Source organism: Mucilaginibacter sp. P1_A3 (genome assembly GCF_056406855.1).
The window spans coordinates 46,048-69,669 of record NZ_JBFTZJ010000004.1 but is presented as its reverse complement, the minus strand read 5'-3'; the positions used below and the strand labels follow the sequence as shown (position 1 = coordinate 69,669).

Annotated in this window: 15 protein-coding genes; 3 read left to right on the top strand and 12 right to left on the bottom strand. The window is 43.5% G+C overall.

Translation table 11 applies throughout. The features are described 5' to 3' along the window. Positions 1-38 precede the first annotated feature (38 nt). A complete protein-coding gene (locus tag AC1D0K_RS09175) occupies positions 39-629 on the bottom strand; it encodes an RNA polymerase sigma factor (protein ID WP_477390976.1) in 591 nt (196 codons plus the stop codon). Between the two features lie 182 nt (positions 630-811). On the opposite strand from AC1D0K_RS09175, the gene AC1D0K_RS09170 reads away from it, so the two are divergent. Beyond that, positions 812-1,171, top strand: a complete 360-nt coding sequence (locus tag AC1D0K_RS09170; protein WP_477390978.1) for a nuclear transport factor 2 family protein — start codon at positions 812-814, stop codon at positions 1,169-1,171. A 57-nt stretch (positions 1,172-1,228) separates the two neighbouring features. Here AC1D0K_RS09170 and AC1D0K_RS09165 read toward each other — a convergent pair whose 3' ends face one another. Further along, complete coding sequence (locus tag AC1D0K_RS09165; RefSeq protein WP_477390980.1) at positions 1,229-1,606, bottom strand: VOC family protein; 378 nt, start codon at positions 1,604-1,606, stop codon at positions 1,229-1,231. A 204-nt stretch (positions 1,607-1,810) separates the two neighbouring features. On the opposite strand from AC1D0K_RS09165, the gene AC1D0K_RS09160 reads away from it, so the two are divergent. Further along, complete coding sequence (locus AC1D0K_RS09160; RefSeq protein WP_477390982.1) at positions 1,811-4,441, top strand: GH116 family glycosyl hydrolase; 2,631 nt, start codon at positions 1,811-1,813, stop codon at positions 4,439-4,441. Between the two features lie 166 nt (positions 4,442-4,607). Here the strand turns inward: AC1D0K_RS09160 and AC1D0K_RS09155 are convergent, their stop codons facing one another. The 3 genes from AC1D0K_RS09155 to AC1D0K_RS09145 form a co-directional block, all read right to left on the bottom strand. Further along, complete coding sequence (locus AC1D0K_RS09155) at positions 4,608-7,484, bottom strand: gliding motility-associated C-terminal domain-containing protein (protein WP_477390984.1); 2,877 nt, start codon at positions 7,482-7,484, stop codon at positions 4,608-4,610. Positions 7,485-7,560: 76 nt separating this feature from the next. Further along, positions 7,561-8,901 carry an FAD-binding protein gene (locus tag AC1D0K_RS09150; RefSeq protein WP_477390986.1) on the bottom strand — a complete coding sequence of 447 codons (1,341 nt, stop codon included), beginning with the start codon at positions 8,899-8,901 and terminating at the stop codon, positions 7,561-7,563. A gap of 132 nt (positions 8,902-9,033) precedes the next feature. Beyond that, on the bottom strand, positions 9,034-10,602 hold the full coding sequence (locus tag AC1D0K_RS09145; protein WP_477390988.1) for a family 43 glycosylhydrolase: 1,569 nt from the start codon (positions 10,600-10,602) through the stop codon (positions 9,034-9,036). A gap of 41 nt (positions 10,603-10,643) precedes the next feature. Here AC1D0K_RS09145 and AC1D0K_RS09140 point away from each other — a divergent pair, with 41 nt between their 5' ends. Continuing rightward, positions 10,644-13,751 carry a glycosyl hydrolase gene (locus AC1D0K_RS09140; RefSeq protein WP_477390990.1) on the top strand — a complete coding sequence of 1,036 codons (3,108 nt, stop codon included), beginning with the start codon at positions 10,644-10,646 and terminating at the stop codon, positions 13,749-13,751. A 118-nt stretch (positions 13,752-13,869) separates the two neighbouring features. On the opposite strand, the gene AC1D0K_RS09135 is transcribed toward AC1D0K_RS09140, so the two are convergent. The 7 genes from AC1D0K_RS09135 to AC1D0K_RS09105 form a co-directional block, all read right to left on the bottom strand. Next, positions 13,870-14,418 (bottom strand): carboxymuconolactone decarboxylase family protein, encoded by a 549-nt coding sequence (locus tag AC1D0K_RS09135; RefSeq protein WP_477390992.1) that lies wholly within the window; start codon positions 14,416-14,418, stop codon positions 13,870-13,872. A gap of 28 nt (positions 14,419-14,446) precedes the next feature. Next, entirely contained in the window at positions 14,447-14,995 is a 549-nt protein-coding gene (locus AC1D0K_RS09130; protein WP_477390994.1) for a carboxymuconolactone decarboxylase family protein, read from the bottom strand. A gap of 83 nt (positions 14,996-15,078) precedes the next feature. Next, positions 15,079-16,335 (bottom strand): MFS transporter, encoded by a 1,257-nt coding sequence (locus AC1D0K_RS09125; protein ID WP_477390996.1) that lies wholly within the window; start codon positions 16,333-16,335, stop codon positions 15,079-15,081. A 6-nt stretch (positions 16,336-16,341) separates the two neighbouring features. After that, a complete protein-coding gene (locus tag AC1D0K_RS09120) occupies positions 16,342-19,110 on the bottom strand; it encodes a TonB-dependent receptor (RefSeq protein WP_477390998.1) in 2,769 nt (922 codons plus the stop codon). Between the two features lie 34 nt (positions 19,111-19,144). Next, the gene (locus tag AC1D0K_RS09115) at positions 19,145-19,705 is read right to left on the bottom strand and encodes a carboxymuconolactone decarboxylase family protein (RefSeq protein WP_477391000.1); all 561 of its coding nucleotides are present in this window, start codon (positions 19,703-19,705) and stop codon (positions 19,145-19,147) included. Between the two features lie 207 nt (positions 19,706-19,912). Continuing rightward, complete coding sequence (locus AC1D0K_RS09110) at positions 19,913-20,461, bottom strand: hypothetical protein (protein WP_295717145.1); 549 nt, start codon at positions 20,459-20,461, stop codon at positions 19,913-19,915. Positions 20,462-20,558: 97 nt separating this feature from the next. Further along, a complete protein-coding gene (locus tag AC1D0K_RS09105) occupies positions 20,559-23,324 on the bottom strand; it encodes a substrate-binding domain-containing protein (RefSeq protein ID WP_477391003.1) in 2,766 nt (921 codons plus the stop codon). Positions 23,325-23,622 lie beyond the last annotated feature (298 nt).

Here is a 23,622-nt window from a genome sequence, read left to right as displayed (position 1 = left end):
CAATACCAAACTGGAATACCCTTAGTACAAAATGAAATTTATTTTTGGATGAGGATAAGCAGTACTGGCAGCGATACTTTGAGCGTTTGCCTTAATGTGCTTAAAGCTTTTGACATATGTGCCTCTACTGTTTTTGGGGAGATGTTCAGCTCGGCAGCTATTTCGGCATAGGTTTTATTTTCTTCGCGGCTTAAAAGGAAAACGATGCGGCATTTTTCAGGAAGCTGGCTAATGCTGTGGTCAAGTTGTTTACGGAGTTCTTTTTCATGCAGCCAATCGGCAGTACTGTCTTGTGTTTGGGGCGAGCTAAAGGTCAATTCATCTATCTGCAATTGGTTACGATACTGCCTGGCTAAATGATTAATTACTTTATACTTTACGGCTGTTGATAAATAAGTAGCCAAAGTATGCGTTAACTCCAGGTTTACCCGGCGCTGCCATATACTTAAAAATACTTCTTGTACTACTTCTTCGGCCTCGTGCTCATCATCCAGGCGGTGCATGGCCACGGCAAAAGTTTTATCCCAATAGCGGTTGTACAGCTCGGTAAAGGCATCGCGGTCATCAGTCCTCATCAATTCCAGGAGCTGTTGATCTGTATAAGGCTGAGTCCTGCTTAAAATGGGCATGTTTTATTCATGTGATGCCCCAATTTGTTATTGGGTGATTTTTTGATAGGACAAAGTTAAAGGGCTAAAGTTACACTAAACGTAAAAATTGATAAATTTATATGCACGAGCGTGAAGAAATGTTGCAGCCTGTATTTTCGTTTATGATAGCTGTTGAAGATGAACCTTTTTGAGTATAAATAATGATAGATCAATCATTTGCATTGCAATTTGCTGCCGAATGGATTAGCGGCTGGAATAAACAGGATTTGGATACCCTGATGACGCATTATACAGATGATTTTAGCATCCAAACGCCGTATGCCCTGAAAATATATCCCGATTGTGGCGGCATCATATCGGGCAAAAATAATGTAAGGCTTTATTGGGAAACCGCCCTGAGTAAACTGCCCAACCTGCATTTTGAGCTGTTGGAGGTGCTCACCGGGGTAAACAGCATCAGTATATATTATCATAACACCGATAGCGGCAAAAACGCGGTCGAAAATTTGTTTTTTAATGCTGATGGGGAGGTTGAAAAGGTTATTGTAATGTATAATTAGGGTGCTAATATGGTATTAAAAACTTTGGCCCATATCTTCTTCGCAAGAATATGTATGCTATGCTTCAACTCCTTCTGCTACCCTAATATAATACCCGTTGATATCAATAAATGCAAATTCCCTTAAGCCGTATGGATGAGTTTTTAAACTATCGGCTATCTCAATTTTTCGGTCTTGCAGTTCTGCGTAAACCTCGTCGATGTTATCAACAAACCACATCAGCGGCAGGCGGTGTTTGGAATTGCAAATCGCGGAGGTAAATTCGGCGTCTTCGGCAAAAAGAAGCCGCATATCGTCTCTTCTTATTCCGCCATCTTTTTCTCCAAAACTCCATTCATCATAAAAGCCCAGAACATCGCGATAGTAGGCAAGCGTTTGAACCAGGTTTTTTACTGGGAGGTGAGGACCGCTTCTGATAAATTTTTTTGCTTTCATGATACGGGATCTAATGAGTTGCCTTGTTGATATTTTCAAGCTAATTTACCAAACCCTGTATCCAAAACAAAAAGGCAAGCGCGACCGCTATCGTCATTAACAATTGCATGAGCTAATGTAAAGCGCCAACAAAACATTATGATTTTTAAATAATTTGTGATAAGTTGGTATTCTATATATTCTTATAAACCGGGAATTTAAATCATGAAGGATCAAAAAGGGCGCAGAAGCTTTCTGAAAAAGATTAGCGTTGGCGGAGCTATGGCTATGATGCCGGCCGCTGTAGTAAACCTGGCAGACGCAAAAGAGGCTGATGCTGTAATTTCAGATGGTTCAAAAAAGGTTTTAAGGCGGGCCTACAATGCTCCATACACCGGTGATAATCTTAACAGGGTAGCGTTCCCGGTTGGCGGTATGGGAGCTGGCATGTTTTGTATAGAGGGTACGGGAGCAATCTCTCACATGTCTGTACGAAACAAGCCCGATATTTTTAACGAGCCGGGCATGTTTGCCGCTATTCATGTAAAAGGAATAACTCATGGCGCTAAACTTTTAGAGGGACCTGTACCTAACTGGAAAAAGTTTGGTATCAGGGATGCCGGTAATGGTCTTACAGGTTCTACCACCGGTTTGCCACGCTTTCACAGCGCCGTTTTTAAAACTGAGTTTCCTTTTTGCCATATTCAATTGCAGGATAAAGATATACCGCTATCAATAGAGCTTTCTGGCTGGAGCCCTTTTATCCCAACCGATGATGATAATTCCAGCTTACCTGTAGGGGCTCTTGAGTATAAATTTACCAATATCGGTACTGCCCAAATCAGCGCGGTGTTTTCATTCAATTCGAGGAATTTTTTTGGCGAGCAAAAAGGTAAGGACAGTATACAGCCAGCCAATAAAGGTTTTACCTTAAGGGGGACAGGAAATGGTGAAACAACTTTCCCTTCTGATTTTACCATATTTACTGATGATAAGGAAACTGTGGTTGACCATTGCTGGTTCAGAGGTGGCTGGTGGGATCCATTTACCATGGCCTGGAACGCGATAAAGGACGGACTTGTAGTTGATAATCCGCCCGTACCTGCAGATGCGCCAGGTGCCAGTCTTTACGTGCCTTTTGAGCTTGCGCCCGGTAAGCAAAAAACGATAAGGGTTATGATGGCCTGGTACTCGCCCCAAACACAACTTACGTTTGGTACGCCCGGTAAAAAGAAAGAAGGCTGCAATCCGGCAAGTGGTTGTTGTAATTCGCCTGCGGATATTGGTCTTGATAAATACGACAAGGATTTTGACGGTAAATTTTACAAGCCATGGTATAGCAGCCGTTTTAATGGTATTGAGGATGTGGCCGGTTACTGGGCACAAAATTATAGCAACTTAAAATCCAAATCTCAATTATTCACCCAAGCATTTTATGCCAGCACTTTGCCGCCCGAGGTGATAGAAGCCGTTGCTTGTAATTTATCCATATTGAAATCGCCAACGGTAATGCGGCAGTTTGATGGGCGTTTATGGAATTTTGAAGGCTGTGGCGATGATTCTGGCTGTTGCCATGGCTCATGTACCCATGTTTGGAATTATGCCCAGGCAATTCCGCATTTATTCCCTGCATTGGAGCGGAGCTTGCGGGCTACCGAATTTTGTGAAGACCAGGCCGAAGATGGTCATCAAACTTTTAGAACCAACTTACCTATCCAACCGGTAGCGCATGATTTTCATTCGGCTGCCGATGGCCAGTTGGGTGGTATTATGAAAGTTTACCGGGATTGGCGCATCAGCGGGGACAATACCTGGCTCAAAAAGATCTACCCTATGGTGAAAGTGAGCATGGATTATTGCATTAAAACCTGGGATCCGCGCCATAAGGGTGTGATTGAAGAACCGCACCATAATACTTACGATATTGAATTTTGGGGTGCCGATGGAATGCATACCAGCTTTTACCTGGGGGCGCTGCATAGTTTTATTGCTATGGGCGAGTTTTTAAAACAGGATGTATCTGCTTATCATGAATTGCAGACAAAGGGTAAAGCGATGATAGAGGGCGAGTTGTATAACGGCGAGTTCTTTATCCAGGAAATAAACTATACCGGTTTAAATGCAAAAGATCCCTCCAAAGAAAAATCATATGGCGGCGCTTATTCCAAAGAAGCCGAAACATTGCTAAAAAAGGAAGGCCCCAAATATCAATATGGTAAAGGCTGCCTTAGCGATGGAGTACTTGGTGCCTGGATAGGCCGTATGTGTGGTATTAATGATGTTATTGATAGTAAAAAAATAAACAGCCACCTGCAATCCGTATATAAATACAATTTTAAAACCGATCTGAGCGAGCACGCCAACCCGCAGCGCCCCTCCTTTGCTTTGGGTAACGAGGCCGGATTGCTACTGTGTACCTGGCCAAAAGGAGGCAAGCTATCCTTGCCCTTTGTTTATAGCGACGAAGTATGGACAGGTATTGAGCACCAGGTAGCATCACATTTAATGTTAACCGGGAATGTGGAGGAAGGCCTGAACGTACTCCGTGCATCACGGGATAGATATGATGGGAAGGTTCGCAATCCATTTAATGAGTATGAGTGCGGCCATTGGTATGCGCGCGCATTATCCAGTTATGGGTACCTGCAGGCCCTCACAGGTGTAAGATTTGATGCCGTTACCAAAACTTTGCATATTGGTTCAAAAGTTGGCGACTTTACCAGTTTTTTGAGTACCGAGACCGGTTTTGGTACCGTAAGCTTAAAAGCAGGAAAGCCTTCAATGAAAGTGGTTTACGGAAGTATCGATGTGCAAAAAGTAATGGTGAGCGGGAGGGAAATGGCAATGTCATCATAACGGGCGATGTTTGTATTCTCATAAACCAACCGTCCTTGCTTCGTACCTTACAGCAATGACGGCCTGTTTTTTATTTTTAGACAGCCTCTAAGAAAAATCTATCTGATAATTATTCGCCCTGTCCTATCCTTGTGATTTGCCAAAGGTTGAGCGGCAAGTATTGCTATTAATAGAGTATTGTTACCCATCCGCTGAGCACCTGTTTGGCTTCCTGCGTACTGATTACGTAGTAATACACGGCGGCAGGCAACTTTTTCCCATTGAAGGTGCCATTCCACGGAGAGGCATAGCCCTTTGATTGAAATACCAGGTTGCCTAAGCGGTTGTAAACCTTAACTGTAGTTGATAAATCGCCTTCCAGGCCGGCAATTACCCAGTTATCGTTACGGCCATCACCGTTTGGCGAAAATGTGTTTGGAATGTGAATATCATCGCAATGGCTGCTGATGTTGATGGTTTGTGTGGCCTTGCAGCCGTTATTATCTGTAACGGTTAAATTTACCGGACCCAGTTTATCAGTAGAAAAAGTAGTATTGCCGGCCTGCCCGTTCCATTCATATTTAACAAAGCCATCGGGGGCCGTAAGTGTAATGCTTTCCTTAGTAAACTGACAAAGCGTGGCCGAAGGAACATTTAAAGAAGGGTTTGGTAAAAATTGTACCGTTGCAGATTCTGTTACCTCGCAACCGGCAACAGTAGCAATAGTTGCTTTATAAGTCCCCGAGTTTTTAACACTTATTTTGTCGGTGGTTGCACCGGTAGTCCACCGGATATTGCCGCTGGAGTAGGAGGCTTTAAGGTCTACCGTTTGGCCATCGCATAAAGTAGTATTTACAATTTGTTGTATACTGATGGTGGGGGGAGGGGTAAAACTTAAAGCATAAACAGCTGAAAGGATTTTGCAGGTGGTTGTGCTATTAGTGATATTCACGGTATAGTTTCCCGGTTGATTGGTTGTTATGCTCGTTTTGCCCAGTTCGGTACGTAATAAATTTCCGTCCCTGAACCAGGTTATGGTGTAAAGAGGATCAATGCTGGTATTTATACTCAGCTTCGCGTTGTCGCCTATACAATAGGCCGCTTTATCGGCAACGAGTACCGGTTGTACCGGTTTATCAAAAATTACCTGTACTTCATCTGATAACGCGGAGCCCGAACAGCTGGTAACTTCCACTTTATATTTTCCTGTTTGGTTAACTTTTATAGATGAACCTGTACCGCTTATTGGAGCGCCATCCTTGTACCATTTGTATTGATAAATTGTCCAGTTGATGATCTGTGAACCATCTATTGGTACGGCTGCCGATAGTGTAGCCAGATCGCCATCACAATATGATGTTTTATCGGCCGATACATTGGGCTTTGGTAGAGTAATGAAATTTACCTGTACCTCTTTTGAGGGTATCCAATTACCGGCGCAGGCGCTTACTTCTACTTTGTATTTACCGGTTTCGGTTATATTATCAAGTGTGGCGGTTGTGTTGCCGTTTAGTACGCCATCCTTATACCAGCGGTATTGGTAATTGGGTTTATTCTCTGTTTTTAATGAAGCGGCTGAGCCGGCGCAATAATTTAGTACATCGGGATAATTAAAGGTAAATATGGGTGCAGCTATTTGTGTTACATTTAAGTGATTGGATTCAAAGTGGAGAGCTGAACAGGGATCATATAAAATTGCGTAATAGTCGCCGGCGCTGGTAATGGTATACTTGTCCTTGCTTTCGTTTGGAATCTCTATGCCATCCTTATACCATTGTGCCAGGCCGCCAACATAATTTGAGTAGGTGAGCCGTGCGCTTAAGATAATATTTCCGCATACCTGAAACTCATTTAGACTGGGGTCTTGGCCATCAATATAAATCCCCTTTAATCGTTGAGTTTGGTCGATGTAAGCGCCATAATCTGGCTTTAATAGATACAATCCGTCCTGGGCGGCAACCCAAACTCCGTCCTCGCATATTGGCGACGCGTAAGAAGTGGCGTTAACACAAATATCATTGATCACCTTATTGCCTAAACCGTCATAATGCTGAAATGAATAATCGAAAAGATTGTCGTGGGTTTTGTTGTTTGAATTTGAAAAATACAAACCCTGGTCGGTTCCAAGTAAATAATTCTCTTGCGTTAGGCTTTTTACATTAATTAAACCAAAAATAGAAGTGATCTTGTTAATATTTACACCGTTGAGGTAGTGATTATATGGGCTGTTTGTAGTATTTGAACCGCTCCACCTGTTTTGGAATAAGCCATTTTCTGTTGACCAAAACTGATTGCCGGTATAAGGGAATTGCTGGTTGTAGGCGTCAAAAATACCGGCATTACCGTAGTAGGCAGACTTAAGCGTTTTGCCAAATTTATCCCCCTCGAGCCATATATAACCTGTATACTCAAAAGAAGAAGTATAGAAATTGGCAACTTCGTAATACTTTGCGTTATTGGGATAGGTATTGCTGGTAATAACATCAGTAAACATTAGCGAGCGGTAGGTGCTTTCAAACAACCTCATATCGGTTTTAACCATGTTGACACGCCTCACCGTTCCGTTCTTCTTAGAATAAGGATAAAGACCATCCGTTGTAGCTATCATCAATTCGTCTTTGCCGATATCGCCTGATCCTGATCCCTGGCTAAATACGGATTGTGTGTAATTAAAGCCGATGGAATTTATATCGCCTGTTAATCCCTTTGAGTTACCGATAACTTCAATACCGCTGCCAGTGTATTTAAGTACGTTGCTGCTATTGGTAGCAACGAATACTGCATCTTTGCTATCGCTCGCTATATCAATGAAGTTGAAATTGCTGTAACCTGTAAATTGACTGCTGTAATCCGCAACATCGCCGGTAATGCTGTTGATCCGATAAACGCCGTTGCCTTGGGTTAAAACCCATAAATATGGATCAAGAAAATCGCGTTTTACTTTCAGAACATTTTTACCGGGCAGAAACGTATCGCTCAAATGTAGGTCCATATCCTGCTGAGCATGAACGCTATAGAAAGTAGTAACAAGAATAAACAGCAGCAAATAGCGCAAACGGGACATGACAAGGCTTTACCGGCAGAAAGGTAAGATAAATATTAAAATATTTACTTACCATAGTTGTCAAAAAAACATACCATTACACCCCGTAAATATTATGATCCAAAAACGGGTTCCTGAATTTTCCATGCGGGTCATATTCCGCGACTATCTTTTTAAACGCGGTCAATTTTTCATAGCGGGAAGCCAACACTTTAGGATCCAACGTAAACACCTTACCCCAATGTGGCCGGGCGTTGAATGGTGCAAGTGCTTTTTCAATAATAGGCAGCAGTTTGGTAACAGCTTCTGTTTCGGGTTTCCAGGTAAAATGGATGGTAACTGAGGTTTGGTTATGGCAAGGGCTCAACCATAAACTATCGGCTGCAATTGTGCGAATCTCCGTTATAAACAAATGCGGACCAACCTGTTTGCCTAATTTGGCAATTGCCTCAATTGCTTCCACCGCATGTTTTATCGGCACAAAATATTCTGATTGCAGTTCTTTACCGCTGCTTGGGGTAAAGCCCATTTTAAAGTGAGGTAAGCGTTCATACCATGGTCCGGGTACGCCCATCTGGTCGGTACAGCTTTCGGCAGGGTGGTCATATATCGGGTGCAGGTTTTTGGTGGCTGCTTTTGCGCCATAAAACTCGGGCTCATTATGGTCTTTTTCAGCAATACGGCTTTTTATCCAAACCTCGTTGATGCTGTCGCTTTGCCAGTCGGTAAATAAACTTACGCTATAACCCGCAGATACTATGGCATCAAAATGCTGTTTTACCTGCGCCATGGGCATCTTTAAAAATACACGCTGACGCATCATATAGGTGGGCTCAATAGCCAGTGTTACTTTGGTTATGATGCCTATGGCACCTAAACCAACCACTACCGCGTTAAACCTTTCGGGGTCGGCAGCTTTTGAAAAATGCACAATGCTTCCATCGGCAATTACCACTTCCAGGGCGGTAACGACGCTGGCCAGGTTACCATTTTTAACACCGCTGCCATGCGTGGCCGTGGTGATAGAGCCTGCAACCGAAATATGCGGCAACGAAGCCAAATTATGAAGTGCAAAACCTTCTTTGTGCAGATAAGGAGCCAGTTCGCCGTATTTAATACCACCTTCTACGGTAACGGTCATCGCTTTTTTATCAATGGCAATCACTTTATTTAGTTCTTTGGTCGATAGCAGGTCGTCTTTGCTGTCGGCTATCCGGTTAAAGCAATGCCGCGTGCCTAAAGCCTTAAGCTTGCCGTGTTTTTTAACCAATAGTTGTACCTCCGCAACCGAGCGTGGGTATTGCACGTTGGCCGTGCTGTAAGTAAGGTTGCCCGCCCAGTTTTGTAATGGGGCCTGATTGGCCAAACTGATGATAGGAGATAAAAAAGGTGTAGCCATAAGAGTGCCGCCTAAACGGATAAAGGTTTTTCTTTTCATAATTAATTGGTTGATACAAGGTAGGATTTTAGTTTGATGAAAAGCAAACGAATGTAAATAAAGCCTTCCCACATGGAAGATCTGCAGCTATATATTTATGAGGCTTTTGTTGATTATCTTTTTGGGGGTTGATTATTTAAAGTTATTTGAGATGGTCCATCCAAATTTTAACGATCTGTGGGGTTCTGAGATGAATATTTTACCACCATCATTACTATAACTTTCTATAAAATTTGGTTTTTTGCTGTCGCGATAAGCAAGCCCGTAACATCCTGTAGTTGCTGTCGAGCTTATCACAACGCAATATTTGCCTGGTTTTATGGATGGCATGTGGGGCGATACGTCAATTTTTTTTGCTGACCAGCCAATTTTACTGGCTGGGACGGTTTGTGTACCCAATGGCTCACCGGTTGGTTGGCCAGCACTATTTGCTTTATAAATTGTAAGCTGCAAGCCGGCATCTGGATAACCGGTTTTGAATGTTGTGAGGCTAAATGTTAAAGCACCCGAAGAGTTTTGTGTGAACGACTGTGATCGCTGCATGCTTTTGCTGATATCGCATGTGATCTTATAATTTACGGCATCAGGGTTGTTGCCGGTTCTGTTGTTTAGTGTCGAAACCTTAAAAGCCTGATCACAAGTCATGGGAATAATCGAACCGTCGGCATTAAATTTTAGTGGCGCCCAATAGTAATTGGCCAGCGCTTCGTTTTTGGCGGCATTATTCCACAGGTCGCTGCCGAAGAGGAAAACCGTATCCGAACCCAATTTTATAGTCGATACAAAAGATGGCTGACCACCGCAAGAGTTATCACTGATCTTTTTCCCATCAGACCATGGCCCCAACGGCGATGACGCTGTGCGGTATGATGCCCCGGTGCCAGAGCAATAGCCGCAGTTAGGATCTGAATATACTATGTAGTAAATGCCATTCCGTTTAAACATTCCCGGTGCTTCGGTATCGCCTTTGGTAATGCCTTTGGCAACCTCGCCAGTTCCGGTCAGGTAATCATCACTTAATTTTTCAACTATGATGCTGCCCTTGGTGCGCCAATCGGTATAGGCAAGGTAGGCTGTGCCGTCATCATCAACAAAAGTATCATGGTCGCCATTATTTAAACCAGCCGCCGGGGCATCGGCATTTACAGCCAGTTTAGGCTCGGCAACTTCTGTAAAAGGGCCCGCCGGGCTTTTTGCAGTAAACACGCGGTAGCCGGATACATTATCATAAACATTTATCCAAAGCACATATAATGCGGTTTTTTGATTATAAATAACATGCGGACGAAAACAACCATAAGTATTGCCGTTACAACGGGTTTGCCATACCGGAGCTTGCGCATCAAACAGGAAGCCACGATCAGTCCAGTTCACCATATCTGTGGATGAATAGCTTTTAAAACCGCAAAATGGCGCGCTTTTGTTTCCCCACTCAAAGCCGCAATCATAACTGGTGCCATACAGGTAATAAACACCGTTGAACAGGGCTATCTCGCCATCGTGCGCGTCTATAGCATCGCCAACGGTACTAAAACGGGTTACCTGTTTGCCATCCTTATCAAAGTTGGTAATCGTGTTCAAGGGCGTGGCAGCCTTTTTTTTACTTTGGGATAGGGCAGGCTGTGTTATAAGGACAAGTGCCAGCATCAGGAACGGAGCAATGCCTTTTAGGTAGATTGGATAGCTGTTTTTGGTTTTCATTTTTAGGGCCTGGTAAGTGCTGCGCTAAAAATAAATATTATATGTTAATTAAATCGGTTTTCAGGATGGATAGGGATGCCCTTGAATCATCGGTTTATTATCTTCGTTACCCCATGGTATATCAACCTAAAAAAATCTTTATGTATAAAATTGTGGTGAGCTTTTTTATTGCCTTTTTGATGGGTTTAAATGTACCTTATGCACAGGTCAGCAACGTAAAAGCCGGTTTTGTTCACCCGCCGGATTCGGCTAAACCAGGTGTTTACTGGTATTTTATGGATGGCAATATGTCGGCCAGATCCATCACTTCCGATCTGGAAGCCATGAAAAAGGCGGGGATAGGTAATCTTATTTTTTTGGAAGTTAATGTTGGCATCCCCCGCGGGCCGGTTGATTTTTTGACTGCAGAATGGCAGGACATGTTTGCTCATGCGGTAAGTGAGGCCAAACGGCTGGGTATCGAAATTACATTGGGTATTGGTCCCGGATGGACAGGGAGTGGCGGACCATGGGTGCCCGTGTCGCAGTCTATGCAACACCTGGTTAGCAGTAGTATCAATGTGGCAGGAGGTACAAAACAGGCTCTTGTTTTACCGGTGCCGGCCCCAAAACCGCCCTACTTTGGTGAAGGAGCTTTTACGCCCGAGCTAAAAAAACAGTGGAATGATTTTTATGAAGATGTGGCGGTATTGGCTTATCCAACGCCATCATTGCCATCGCCCAAAATAGCTGATATAGATGAAAAGGCTTTGTATTACCGGGCCCCGTATTCATCGGTGCAAGGAGTTAAGCAGTTTTTGCCATCGGCTTTTGAATATGCAGAACCAGCTAAGGCGGCTGTGATCAATAAAAGTAAGATAATTGACCTGGCAGGGAAATTACAACCCGATGGTACGCTCAATTGGAAAGTGCCAAAAGGTAATTGGACAATTATGCGCTTAGGCCGGCGCAATAACGGAGCTATAACCCGGCCGGCGCCTGTACCCGGCCTGGGTTTCGAGGCGGATAAGTTTGATACAGTAGCATTGAACGCCCACCTGGATAATTACGTGGGCAAATTGCTGCGTAAAACAGGTAAGCCCGATGCGGCCGACGCAGGCGGTTTAAAAAGGTTGCACATGGATAGCTGGGAAATGGGCTCGCAGAACTGGACTCCCCGCTTTCGTGAAGAATTTACAAAACGAAGGGGTTACGACCCCTTGCCTTATTACCCGGTTTATGCGGGCAATATGGTGGAGAGCGATGAAATAAGCGAGCGTTTTTTGTGGGATCTGCGGCAAACCGCACAGGAACTTGTATTGGAAAACCATGCAGGACAAGTGAAAACATATGCGCACAGAATGGGCATGCAGCTGTCCATTGAGCCTTATGACATGAACCCAACTGCCGATTTGGAATTGGGCTCGGTAGCTGATGTACCTATGGCCGAATTTTGGAGCAAAGGACTTGGATTTAACTCTTCGTTCAGTTGTATAGAGTCAACTTCAATAGGGCATGTAAATGGCCAGGCATTAATTCCGGCAGAGGCATTTACAGCACAAGATAATGAGGGTTGGAAACAATACCCCGGCTCGATGAAAAATCAGGGCGACTGGGCTTTTGCCACAGGTATTAACCGGTTTGTTTACCACACTTTCCAAAACCAGTTCCTGGCCGATTCATTGAGGCCCGGCTCAACCATGGGGCCATACGGCGTTCATTGGGACAGAAACCAAACCTGGTGGCCGATGGTGGGCAGTTATCATGATTATATTTCACGCTGCCAGTATATTTTGCAGCAGGGAAGATCGGTGGCCGATGTACTTTACTTAACACCCGAAGGTTCGCCGCATGTGTTCCGGCCGCCATCATCAGCTATGGATGGGGATGTTGTATTGCCCGATAGGAAAGGGTATAATTTTGATGGCTGCTCACCGGGTCAATTGTATAACGCGCGTGTGGAGAGTGGGATGATCATGTTTCCGGGAGGTGCGAGTTACAGGCTGCTGGTACTGCCTGCCGTTAAAACCATGACACCCGCGTTATTGCAAAAAATTAAGTCGTTAGTGGCTGATGGCGCTACCGTGGTTGGTTCAGCTCCTTTAAAATCACCGGGGTTATCGGGTTACCCTGCATGCGATGTACAGGTTAGCACCATGGCAAAAATGATTTGGGGTAGCTTGCCGGAACCAGCTGTACAAACTGAACACGCTTATGGTAAAGGTAAGGTAATATGGGGAGGCGAACTGAGCAAACAGATTAATGACCTTTATCCCGAATATGAACTGACAGCTAAAATACTCCAGTCAATAAATGTTGAACAGGATTTTAAAGCTAACGGCCAATTAAGATACACCCATAGAACAACTGGCAATGAAGATATTTATTTTGTATCAAACCGTACAGCTGAACCGGTGAGTACTTTAGCATCATTCAGAAGCATTACAGGCGTTCCGCAACTATGGGATCCGATCACCAGCGAAATTAAGAACCTACCAGAGTATACCGTGAAAGGGCAGCTTACTTCTATACCATTGAAATTAGCGGCTTATGAAAGCTTTTTTATCGTGTTTGCTAAAAATGATCCGCTGGCATTAACGGTTCATGAAAATTTTGTTGCCACTACGGTATTAAAAACTTTAACCGGCCCATGGCAGGTCACGTTCGATCCTAAATGGGGAGGGCCGAAAAACATTAAGTTTGATGAATTGACAGACTGGACATCGCGCCCCGAAGATGGTATCAAATACTACTCGGGTACGGCCGTTTACCATAAAGTTTTTGATCTGCCAGGGAGCACCGCGTCGCAAAAAACTAAAAGACTTTACCTTGATCTGGGTGAGATTAAAAATATGGCCCGGATTAAATTGAACGGGAAGGATCTGGGTGTGTTGTGGACAGCTCCCTGGAAAGTTGATATTACAGATGCCGTATTAAAAACGAATAATAAGCTGGAAATAGAAGTGGTAAACTTATGGCCCAACCGGCTTATTGGAGATGAAAAACTGCCCGATGATGGTATAAAGAATGATACCTGGCCAGATTGGCTGGTAAAAGGTTTGCCCCGTACCAGCGGTAGGTTCACGTTTTCGACCAATAGGTTTTACAGCAAAGATTCACCGCTTTTAAAATCCGGCCTGGTTGGCCCGGTAACAATAGACGCTGAGTAGCTTTTGATAGATGCTATTAAGCGTTGTTACAATAAATTTTATTAGATATTGCTTAGAACACATAAAGCCCCGCAATTGCAGGGCCTTGTGTGTTTGATATGGTTTGGGTTAAAAAATGTTATTTTAAAATACTGCCCACATAGCCCTCAACCGCTCTTTGAGGCGCACGGTTTACATAAAAGGATCTGTCTTGCGGTGCCCAGGTGCCCAGTCCATCCACATAGCGGTTAAACATGCAGAAAGAGGCAGCTATCAATACGGTATCATGAATCTCCTTGTCAGTAGCTCCCTCGTTTCTGGCCGCTTCTACCTGTTCTGGAGTTACATATTTGCCTCCTTTTTGCACACTGCCCGCGATAGCCAGCAACGCTTTTATTTTGGGCGATAAATCTGCCGATGTAAAGTCGGCTTTGATGGCATCTATATCATCCATGCTGCAGCCAAGATAATGGCCGGCTACCGCGCCGTGTACGTTCTGGCAAAAAAAGCAATCATTTAAATAGGATACATAGGTTCCTATCAACTCGCGTTCGCCACGGGTTAGCGTGTTGTTTTCATCGCGCAGTAAAAGTTCCGCGAGGGCGTTCATAGGGGCTTCGGTTTCGGGTCTATAAAACATTAATCCCCTGATGCCGGGTAGATCGTTATTCAATTCAATATGTGCCATAATGTGTTTTATCTATCAATGAATAATTTTATTGCTGCGGTTGTGGTGGTAAAGCGTAGCCCTTCGCCATACGTACGCCCATTTCGGCATATGCTTCGGGATCGGTGGGGGTAAGGCTTGCCAGTCCATCAACATAACGGTTAAACATACTGAATGACGCGGCTATCAATACCGTATCATGAAGTTCGCGGTCGGCAGCGCCAAGTTCACGAGCGGCATCAATATCGGCCTGTTTAACTTCTGTGCCCAATATCTGCACCTTACCGGCAATATTCAATAAAGCTTTTAGCTTATCGCTTACCGGAGCCTGCTGCATATCCTTTAAAACTTCGTCAACAATGGCGGCCTCGTCCCCATAAAGATACCTTGCCGCAGCCGCGTGGCTACTGTAGCAAAAGGTGCAATTATTACGGTAGGATACATAGGCGGCTATCAGCTCGCGCTCGGCCTCTGTCAGGGTTGATTCGCCGCGTAACAATACCTGGGCCAGCTCATACAGCGGCTTACCGGTTTCGGGCCTGAACATAACTAGTGAGCGGATGCCCGGAACACCTTCGGGTACATTGATGTGTGCCATATTCTTTAATTAGTGAATTATTGAATTAGTGAGTTAGTGAATTTTTTATTTTGAATTATTTCTTTGCTTTCTGCTTTAGCTTTTCAGCTTTTGGCTTGCTTTTCGTGCCCAAACAATACCACCAACAGCCCTACAATAAATATCAGCGAAAAAATGAATATCGCATTACCATAGCCACCCAGGGTTGATACCAATATACCTACAAATAATACAGCGGTAGCTGTAAATATACGGCCGATGTTAAAGCAAAACCCTGTAGCTGTAGCCCTGATTCCGGTTGAAAACAGCTGTGGTATATACGCTGATAACACACCCTGGCTTGCTCCAAAGAACAAGGCCAGTATGGCAATTTCTCCATATATCACCGGGGTAAAGGTGGTATTAGTTTTAAACAGGATGAATGACATACCCGCACAAACTGCAAAGCAAATGAGCATCGACCGACGCAGGGTTAAAAGGTTAACCAACCAGCCCGATAGGAAACCGCCGGTTAGGCCGCCCATACCTAAAAACATCATACTCAGGCCGCGCTCTTTGGCGGCATCATGGGTAGTGATGAGGCTTTGCACCCAGGTTGGCAGCCAGGAGAAAATGGCCCATAAACCAATGAGCATGGTGCCAAAGGTTAAAGAGCCTACAATTAACTCACGGCGATGGTTTTTTGATAAAAGCTTGTTTAACGGGTTGTTCCTGTTGGCAATATCGTTACGGTAGTTTAGCCAGCTTTGTGATTCTTTCAACAGCCAGGCACCGATAAGCGCCAACGTTAATGGAATTATCCCGATCAGGAATCCTGATCGCCATGAAGAAACCACGTAATTGATAAGCCCGGCCGAAAAGATCCCCACAGGGAAAGCGATAGACAATATACCGATGACAACTGCTTTACTTTTTGCAGGCCAAACTTCGCTCACCAGGGTAATGGTAGTAACCAATACACCGCCTACGCCAAAGCCACTCATGAAACGGCAAAGTACAACGCCCCACCAGTTTGGCATTTGCCCGGTTAATATGGTGAAAATACCATAACAGCCAATGGCCATTAAAAGCGCTGTTTTACGGCCCATTTTATCGCTGATAACTCCCCACGTAAAACCACCTAAGGCCCAGCCAAAAATGAATATGGCGTTGATATACCCACTGATGGAGTTTATTTCGCCGGGAGGCAGGTCGCCCTGCAAATCCTTTACCACTACTGGCAGGTAAACCGACATGAGGGTAGATACAGTACCGCCAAATGCGCTGCTAAAAAAACAAATCACGAATAATATTACCCGGTAAGCCGTGGTGATATCTGCTTGAGGTTTTGCAACCTGCTCATCAATTACAATGGTGCTCATGTTATTTTATTTTAATAGATCATCAAATACTATTGATACATAATAAATGGCGCCAATAGCGGGCGAACCATATGATTGGTAGATGTGCTTGTTGAAGATATTGCTACCCCCTAATTTAACTGTTGATTTGAATTTTGGCAACTTTTTGCTCACCTGCGCATCAACCATTGAATAGGCGTCAACACGGCCGGGGCGGGTGCCATTAAACGTTCCGTACCAGTCATAAGCGCTTTGCCAGTGCCAGGCCAGGTTAAAGCCAAAGTCATTAACCACATTGCTATTGCCAAACGTTGCATTGGTGCTCCATTTTGGTGTGTTAAACGCGGCTATATTGTTTGGATTGGCATTGCGCAGGTTAAATGTAGATAAGGTAGCGTTGCCTCCTAAGGCATAACCTTTATCAAACAAATAAGTTAAACCGGCGCTTGCACCCTGTGCCGATACTTTATCTGGTGCATTGGTGTACAGCTGGAAGGCGTGAACCTTGCCATTAGGAATATCACTCGCGGCAGCAGTATTTATAGTTCCATCGGCAGCCAGGATAGGATTTTGTGGTTGTATAACTACGGTGTTCAAAATAAAATTGGTATAGCTGCTGTAATAGTAATTTACATCTACCAATAATTTATCGGCAACTAAACCTTTATAACCCAGCTCAAAGGCCTTTTGTTGTTCGGGTTTAATGTAGGCCACATTTGATTTTTTAAGCAACCCTTTATTGTTTGCCACTGCCTGCGGAAATGGTGTACCGGCTTGCATCGCTGCGCCAAACGCCGCACCAAATGCACTTACAGATGAAGCAGTGAAAGAGTTTTCATACACGTTTAATCCTTTGCTGTTGTTAGGTGCACCACCCAATATGGTAATAGAGCCTACGTTAAGGTGGATGAACTGATCAACCGGGGTAGGGTTTCTGAAACCGGTTTGGTACGATGCCCTGAAATTATGGGTTTTATCAACCGTATACACTGCCGAGAAGCGTGGTGTAAAGCTGCCCTTGAAGTTTTCATTTTTATCATAACGTACAGAGGCCGTCAGCTTCAGGTTATCATCAAACAGCTTTTTGGCGGCCTGCATAAACGCGCCGTACTCCTGGATGGTTACGCGGTTGGTTTTATCATCAAATAAACTACCATTTGTAAACATGCGGTAATCGCGGAAGCTGCCACCGGCAAGCAGTTCAAATATTTTGATAGCGCTGGTAAAATCATACTGACCTTCTGCATGATAAAATTTACTGGCACTAAAAACGCCTGCACCACTTAAGCCATAATTATGGATTGATGCATTCTTTGCAGCATTAAAATCTGCTGTACCCGGTAAAAAACGACCCTGGTCGGCAAAAGTTCTGGCGGCATTATTATCGTGTGCGGTTACGCCATTTGCGGAGCCATTATAGGCTGCAGCGTAACGGGTAAACCAGGTATCATCGGCTTTGTCTGGAGTTACGGTGTTGCCGCTCAAATCCTTAACCCAATCGCGGTTGATGAATTGTGCCAGCGACCGGGTGTTGTAGGAGTCGTGTGAGTTTTCGGCAACGGAATAGCCACGAACAAAAAAGTTGCTGCCTTTTAACTCAACCCTGTGTGTTTGCAATACAAAATTATTAAGATCGAAACGGCTGCTGCCGGTATAGCTTGCTGTACCGCGACCATAGTTGTATTGGTAAATAGCTTCCAGGTTATTGCTGATGCGGTATTGTAATGCACCATTTAGTTTCAGGCTATATACATTGTAGTTCATCAGGTCTTTTTCCTCGTAACCGGTTCTTGAAACCAGGCCTATACCTGGCAGGGTACGTGATACTTCATCACCATAAATATTCAATGCATCGCGACCAGGATTGTTTGGGCCACGCTGCGCAACCGGTGTTGATGCGCTTACATCTGTGTAGTTATCAGCATACCAATCGCGGCCGGTTAGGTATGAAGCGTTAATTTTAAAAGCAAATTTATCATTGAAAGCTTTGGCATATCTCGCGGCAAAATCATATAAACCCTGTGGTTTTACAACCGATTCGCCAAAATGGTTAAGCCCGGTTTTTACCTGTACGGTTAAGCCCTGGTATTTAAAAGGATCTTTGGTTTTTAACGATAACAAACCATTAAAAGCTACCGGACCATATAATGCCGAGGCTGCGCCAGGAATTACCTCCGCGCTTTCTATATCAATATCCGATGCGCCAAACAAGTTACCTACTGAAAAATTGAGGCCGGGTGTTTGATTATCAACCCCATCAACCAATTGTAAAAAACGGCTGTTACCTGTGCTGTTAAAACCGCGGGTATTGATCTGTTTGTAAGTTAAACTGCTGGTTACTGCTTCAAGTCCTTTTAAACTTTGCAGGCCATCATAAAAAGTGAAAGAAGGATTTTCCCTGATGGCCTTCAAACTCATTTTTTCGATACTTACCGGCGACTGCAAAATGCTTTGGTTGATGCGGGTGGCAGATGATACCACCTCATTAAGTACAATTGATTTTTGTTGCAGTTTTAGGCTGATAGTACCATTGAGGGCGGTTATAGGGCTTTCCTGTAACTCATAGCCAACAGCCGATATTACCAGTGTAAACGGTAGCTTGATTTTATTTACAGTAAGGCTGTAATTACCCTTTGAATCGGTTATGGTGCCGGCAAGCTTGTTTTTAACGCTGATGCTTGCGCCAACAATAGGCGAGCCGGTTGTGGCATCGGTTATAGTACCCGTTATTTTGGTTTCCTGCGCAAACAGGTTGATTGACGTGAGTAGTAATAAGATGAATAAAAGTTTTTTCATTGTGATTTGGTGTTTAATTTAATTAGGATGGGGTTTATTTTTTAAGGTGATCATAGCCTTGCGGCAGGCGGGTGTAGCCGTGGTTAACCAATCTGTCGGCTAATACGTTGTAGTATCCGGCATCAGCGGGCAGGGCTGTAGCCAGGCCATCAACATAGCGGTTATAGAGGCAAAACAGGGCGGCTATCAGTACCGTATCATGAATTTCGATATCTGTTGCGCCGGCAGCCTTAGCCCTTTCAATATGTTGCGTGGTTACATTTTTACCACTTTGGCCTGTTAGTTTGGCAATGGTAAGCAGCGCTTTCATTTTTTCGGTAATGGGCGCTGTTTCAATGTTTTCCTTTATTTTTTGAGCCGTTTCGGTTTCACCGATATATAAATCGGCGGCGGCAGTGTGGGCTGTGGTGCAAAATTTGCATTGGTTGCCGTGAGATACAACGGTAGCTATCAGTTCACGGTCGCCTTCTGATAGGGTTGAAGGGCCGCGCAGTAAGATCTGCGTCAAATCGCGGATAGGTTCAGCAGTTTCTTTGCTGTATTCAAGCAGGCCGGTAATTCCCGGTAAATGAGATTCAAGAGGTATGTAAGGCATGGCCATTTGGTAATTTGAAGATTTGAAAATGGTCTGGAAGATGCCTTACGTGCAAAGAGACTTTTTATCGGAATGCTGCCAACATGTTTTTCTCCCTAACCTAAATTTAAAGGCAAGCGGGAATTAATAAACGCGCAGGCAAATCCTGGTAAAAATCAACAGTACTGTAAAGCAAATCCAGAAAATGAATTAAAACAGGGCGGGGGATTAACAGGAAGTTTTAGGTGGTTGCTCAGGAATATCCTGGTGGTAATGAACCAATGGTTGCACGGGTTGTACAACGTTTTCTTGTAAATTTTTTATAGGGCAATAAAACTCAAATTGTACAAAGGAGAAACTGATGTTTTCCTGTATAATTATTTTGCCATACGGAACATGATCTTTTTGAGGTACCGGGATATCTTTTACGCCTTTGGCATTCACCACGTTTTTATCAACCGGCTGGGTAGTTTCATAATTAGGAATACACATCAGGTGGATGGCAGTCCTGGTCATTTTCATTTTTACGTAGTTGTAGTTGGTTTTGCCGAACTGTATCTGGCCGGCTATATTTTCAAAATGTTTCCAATCGTGAATGTTGGGTAAGTTTACCGGTATAGCTATTTCGGTAAGATCCTTAACGTTATAAAGACCTTTGCGGGTTTGTTCTGTAAAAAACTTATTTGTTTTATAAACCAGGTATTGATGTATTGCCAGTTGCCCGCCAATGTTTAGCAGGTGAATGTTTAGTAACATTATGGCAATAAACTTTTTCAATTTTTGGATTAAGTACAAAGGTTTGCCTAAAGATGTTATTTAAAAATAAACTTACAAAATTTAATTTGATAATAAAACAAAATGCTGCCTTTAACATTTACAAATGCTGCCTGCGTTTAAACTCGCTTGGTGTGCAGTCATACTTTGCCTTAAATACAGTTGCAAAATAGTTGGGACTGGCAAAGCCCACCATGTAAGTAATCTCGGATATGGAATACGCCTCATTAACCAGCAGGTATTTGGCTTTCTTGAGCCTTCTGTTTAAAATATAATCGGTAATGCTACAACCCAGCAGGGCCTTTACTTTACGGTAAAGCTGCACCCGCGAAATTCCTATGGTTTTGCAAATATCGTCAACATTAAAGTTTTCGTTGGCCAGGTTTTGCTCAACAATGCCGGCAAAATCATTCAGGAATTTTTTGTCGATATTTTTTGATGCCGGTATTTTGCCATGACTAACGTCGCTGGTAAAGTGCTCTTTTAGTATTAACCGGTTTTTTATCAGATTTTTTGCAGTTGCCAACAGCTGATCATAACTAAAGGGCTTCACCATATAACAATCTGCCATACTGCGGATGCCATCTATTTGTTGTTCAACACCGGCCTGCGCGGTTAGTAATATAACAGGGATATGCGATGTACGGATATCTGTTTTAAGTTTTTGGGTAATCACCTTGCCCGATATGCCTGGCAGTACCACATCAGATATGATGAGGTCGGGAACTTTCTCAAATGCCTCTGATAATCCTTGCGTGCCGGTGTTAGCTGTAAATATTTCATAGTCTTCGCCCAGTTTATCGCTCAGGTAGCTTAGCAGGTCGGCGTTATCTTCAATGATGAGTATGGATAGCTCTTTAGGTGTTTCAAGTAAATTGGGATCGGGCTTTATTTCGCCTTGTTCAAGGTCGGTTGTATAGATCCGGGAACGTTCGTCAAGAACTGAGGCGTTGATCACCGGGCTATTTTTATCGTTATTATAGGCGTAAAGGTTGCCAAGTGGCAGGGTTACAGTAAAAGTTGTGCCCTGCCATTTTTTGCTGCTTACCGTAATGCTTCCATGATGACGATTTACTATTTCCTTTGATAGAGAAAGCCCGAGTCCCGAACCTTTGCTGTTACCATTGTCAGCCTGGTAAAACTGGTCAAAAACGTGTTCAGCTTCTTCGGGTTCCATACCTATGCCGTTATCGTTTATGGCTATCTCCACAGATTCGGTATTCGGAGTAAATATTATCTGTATTCTGCCGTTATCCTTTGTGAATTTAAGCGCATTGGATACCAGGTTAAAGAAAACCTTATCCAGCATGTTGGCATCAAACCAAACGGTTATGTTTTTTGCTGATGATACGAGGTTTAAACTGATATTCCGTTTTTGAGCATTATGCTTAAAGCTATCCAATATATCGCTCACAAACTCTACCAGATTATTGGGCGATGCATTTATTTCCTGTTTATCGTATTCTATTTTGCGGTAATCTATCAGTTGGTCTACCAGCCTCAGCAACCTGAATGTGTTTTTATGGATAAGGGTTAAATTTTTGCCGGCAACTTTGTCGAGCTTTTCATTACCCATCATATCTTCAACGGGTGAAAGAATGAGGGTTAAAGGGGTGCGAAACTCGTGCGAAATATTGGTAAAAAAATTCAGTTTGGCTTCGGTTGCGGCCTCGGCACGTGCCGACATTTCAATCAGTTGGTTACGTTGTAATAAGATCTCGTTGTTTTTGGTTTCCAGGCTTTTGTTGATTTTCCGGTTTTCCATCAGCCAGTAAAATGCAAGTCCTCCAAAAACTATGGCGAGTACCAGTGTAATTACAATGATGTTTAAAACCAACTGCTGGCTGTTATAAACCTGGCGCTGCTCTTCTAACAATGATTGCTGCCGCTCAATATCCTTTTGCTGACTGTTGATCTTGTTCCATTGCAGCTTCATGAGCTGCACATTGGTTGAATCAATAACCAGCGACTGCAGGATGTTCTCCTTAGCAAATGATTCCTTATTCAGGATCCTGAAAGCGGTAGTAATAGCTTCTTTGCCGCCGGTAGGGTACATCATACTGGCGTCAATGGTTTTTGATGCCACCATTTGCAGGCCACCACCATTCCCCGGCATAGCATCAACCCCTAAAACTTTAACATGATGATCTAAGTGCAGGCTATTAAGTACCTCCCTTGATCCGCCGGCCATTACATCATTATGTGCAAACAGGGCATCGGCGGTTTTTAAGTCAGGTTTTATCAGGTTCAGCTGTTTTTGGGCATGATCTTTTAGCCAATCGCCATATACCTGTGCTTTAATATGAATATTATTAAACTTTGATAAAGCAGCGCTAAATCCCCGGTGCCTTTCAATTGCAGGGGAGGAGCCTGGCAATCCCATCACTTCTATTACGTTTCCTTTGCCTTTAAGATTGGCGCCAATATATTCACCTGCCATTTTACCAACCTGGTAGTTATCGGCGCCAACATAGGCTGTATACAAATCTGAGGAGGTTTTACGATCGATAACAATAACGGGGATACCTTTATTATAGATTTGCTCAACTATACCCGTAAGCGGCTGCGCCTCGTTAGGTGATATGATCAGCAGGTCGATGCCTTCATCCAGCATTTTCTTTACCTGCTCAATTTGTTTTTTACTGCTGTTATCAGCATCAGCATAAATAAACCTGGCATCGGGATGTAATGACAGTTCCATTTTCATTTCATCCAGCATGTTACGCCGCCAAAGATCAGAACCCACGCATTGCGAAAAACCTATAGTATACTGCGATGTTTTATCAGCTTTTTTACAGCCGGTAAATAGCACCAGTATCAATACGGGTAACAGGAATATGTTGCGCAGGTTATAATTCAAAGCCATTAAATCAATGAGGGGTGAGATATTAAGTAAACGTTTAAGTACGGTTTATTGGTGAATGCAATGCCTTTTGGGATGCTCCTATACAAATGTATTGATAAATGTTTTTACAATACAAACCGCGGAAGTTGCAGCCAGTGTTTTCAGGGCATCAATATGTATCAAAACTAAAATAAGCACGTAACAAAAACAAACATCTTGTTGAAGTAGTATTGAACTTTAATTTTATTTTCCTGTAAATCAGTTACTTATGTAGATGTTGATTTTTATACTGTTTTGGTATAAAATCAATAACTGCTGC

Bases quoted from the DNA above. Each gene is read 5' to 3' on its own strand.
- AC1D0K_RS09135 (WP_477390992.1), bottom strand. From the start codon at position 14,418: ATGGCACATATTGAATTGAATAACGATCTACCCGGCATCAGGGGATTA.
- AC1D0K_RS09140 (WP_477390990.1), top strand. From the start codon at position 10,644: ATGTTAATTAAATCGGTTTTCAGGATGGATAGGGATGCCCTTGAATCA.
- AC1D0K_RS09125 (WP_477390996.1), bottom strand. From the start codon at position 16,335: ATGAGCACCATTGTAATTGATGAGCAGGTTGCAAAACCTCAAGCAGAT.
- AC1D0K_RS09165 (WP_477390980.1), bottom strand. From the start codon at position 1,606: ATGAAAGCAAAAAAATTTATCAGAAGCGGTCCTCACCTCCCAGTAAAA.
- AC1D0K_RS09150 (WP_477390986.1), bottom strand. From the start codon at position 8,901: ATGAAAAGAAAAACCTTTATCCGTTTAGGCGGCACTCTTATGGCTACA.
- AC1D0K_RS09175 (WP_477390976.1), bottom strand. From the start codon at position 629: ATGCCCATTTTAAGCAGGACTCAGCCTTATACAGATCAACAGCTCCTG.
- AC1D0K_RS09130 (WP_477390994.1), bottom strand. From the start codon at position 14,995: ATGGCACACATCAATGTACCCGAAGGTGTTCCGGGCATCCGCTCACTA.
- AC1D0K_RS09120 (WP_477390998.1), bottom strand. From the start codon at position 19,110: ATGAAAAAACTTTTATTCATCTTATTACTACTCACGTCAATCAACCTG.
- AC1D0K_RS09105 (WP_477391003.1), bottom strand. From the start codon at position 23,324: ATGGCTTTGAATTATAACCTGCGCAACATATTCCTGTTACCCGTATTG.
- AC1D0K_RS09155 (WP_477390984.1), bottom strand. From the start codon at position 7,484: ATGTCCCGTTTGCGCTATTTGCTGCTGTTTATTCTTGTTACTACTTTC.
- AC1D0K_RS09170 (WP_477390978.1), top strand. From the start codon at position 812: ATGATAGATCAATCATTTGCATTGCAATTTGCTGCCGAATGGATTAGC.
- AC1D0K_RS09160 (WP_477390982.1), top strand. From the start codon at position 1,811: ATGAAGGATCAAAAAGGGCGCAGAAGCTTTCTGAAAAAGATTAGCGTT.
- AC1D0K_RS09115 (WP_477391000.1), bottom strand. From the start codon at position 19,705: ATGCCTTACATACCTCTTGAATCTCATTTACCGGGAATTACCGGCCTG.
- AC1D0K_RS09145 (WP_477390988.1), bottom strand. From the start codon at position 10,602: ATGAAAACCAAAAACAGCTATCCAATCTACCTAAAAGGCATTGCTCCG.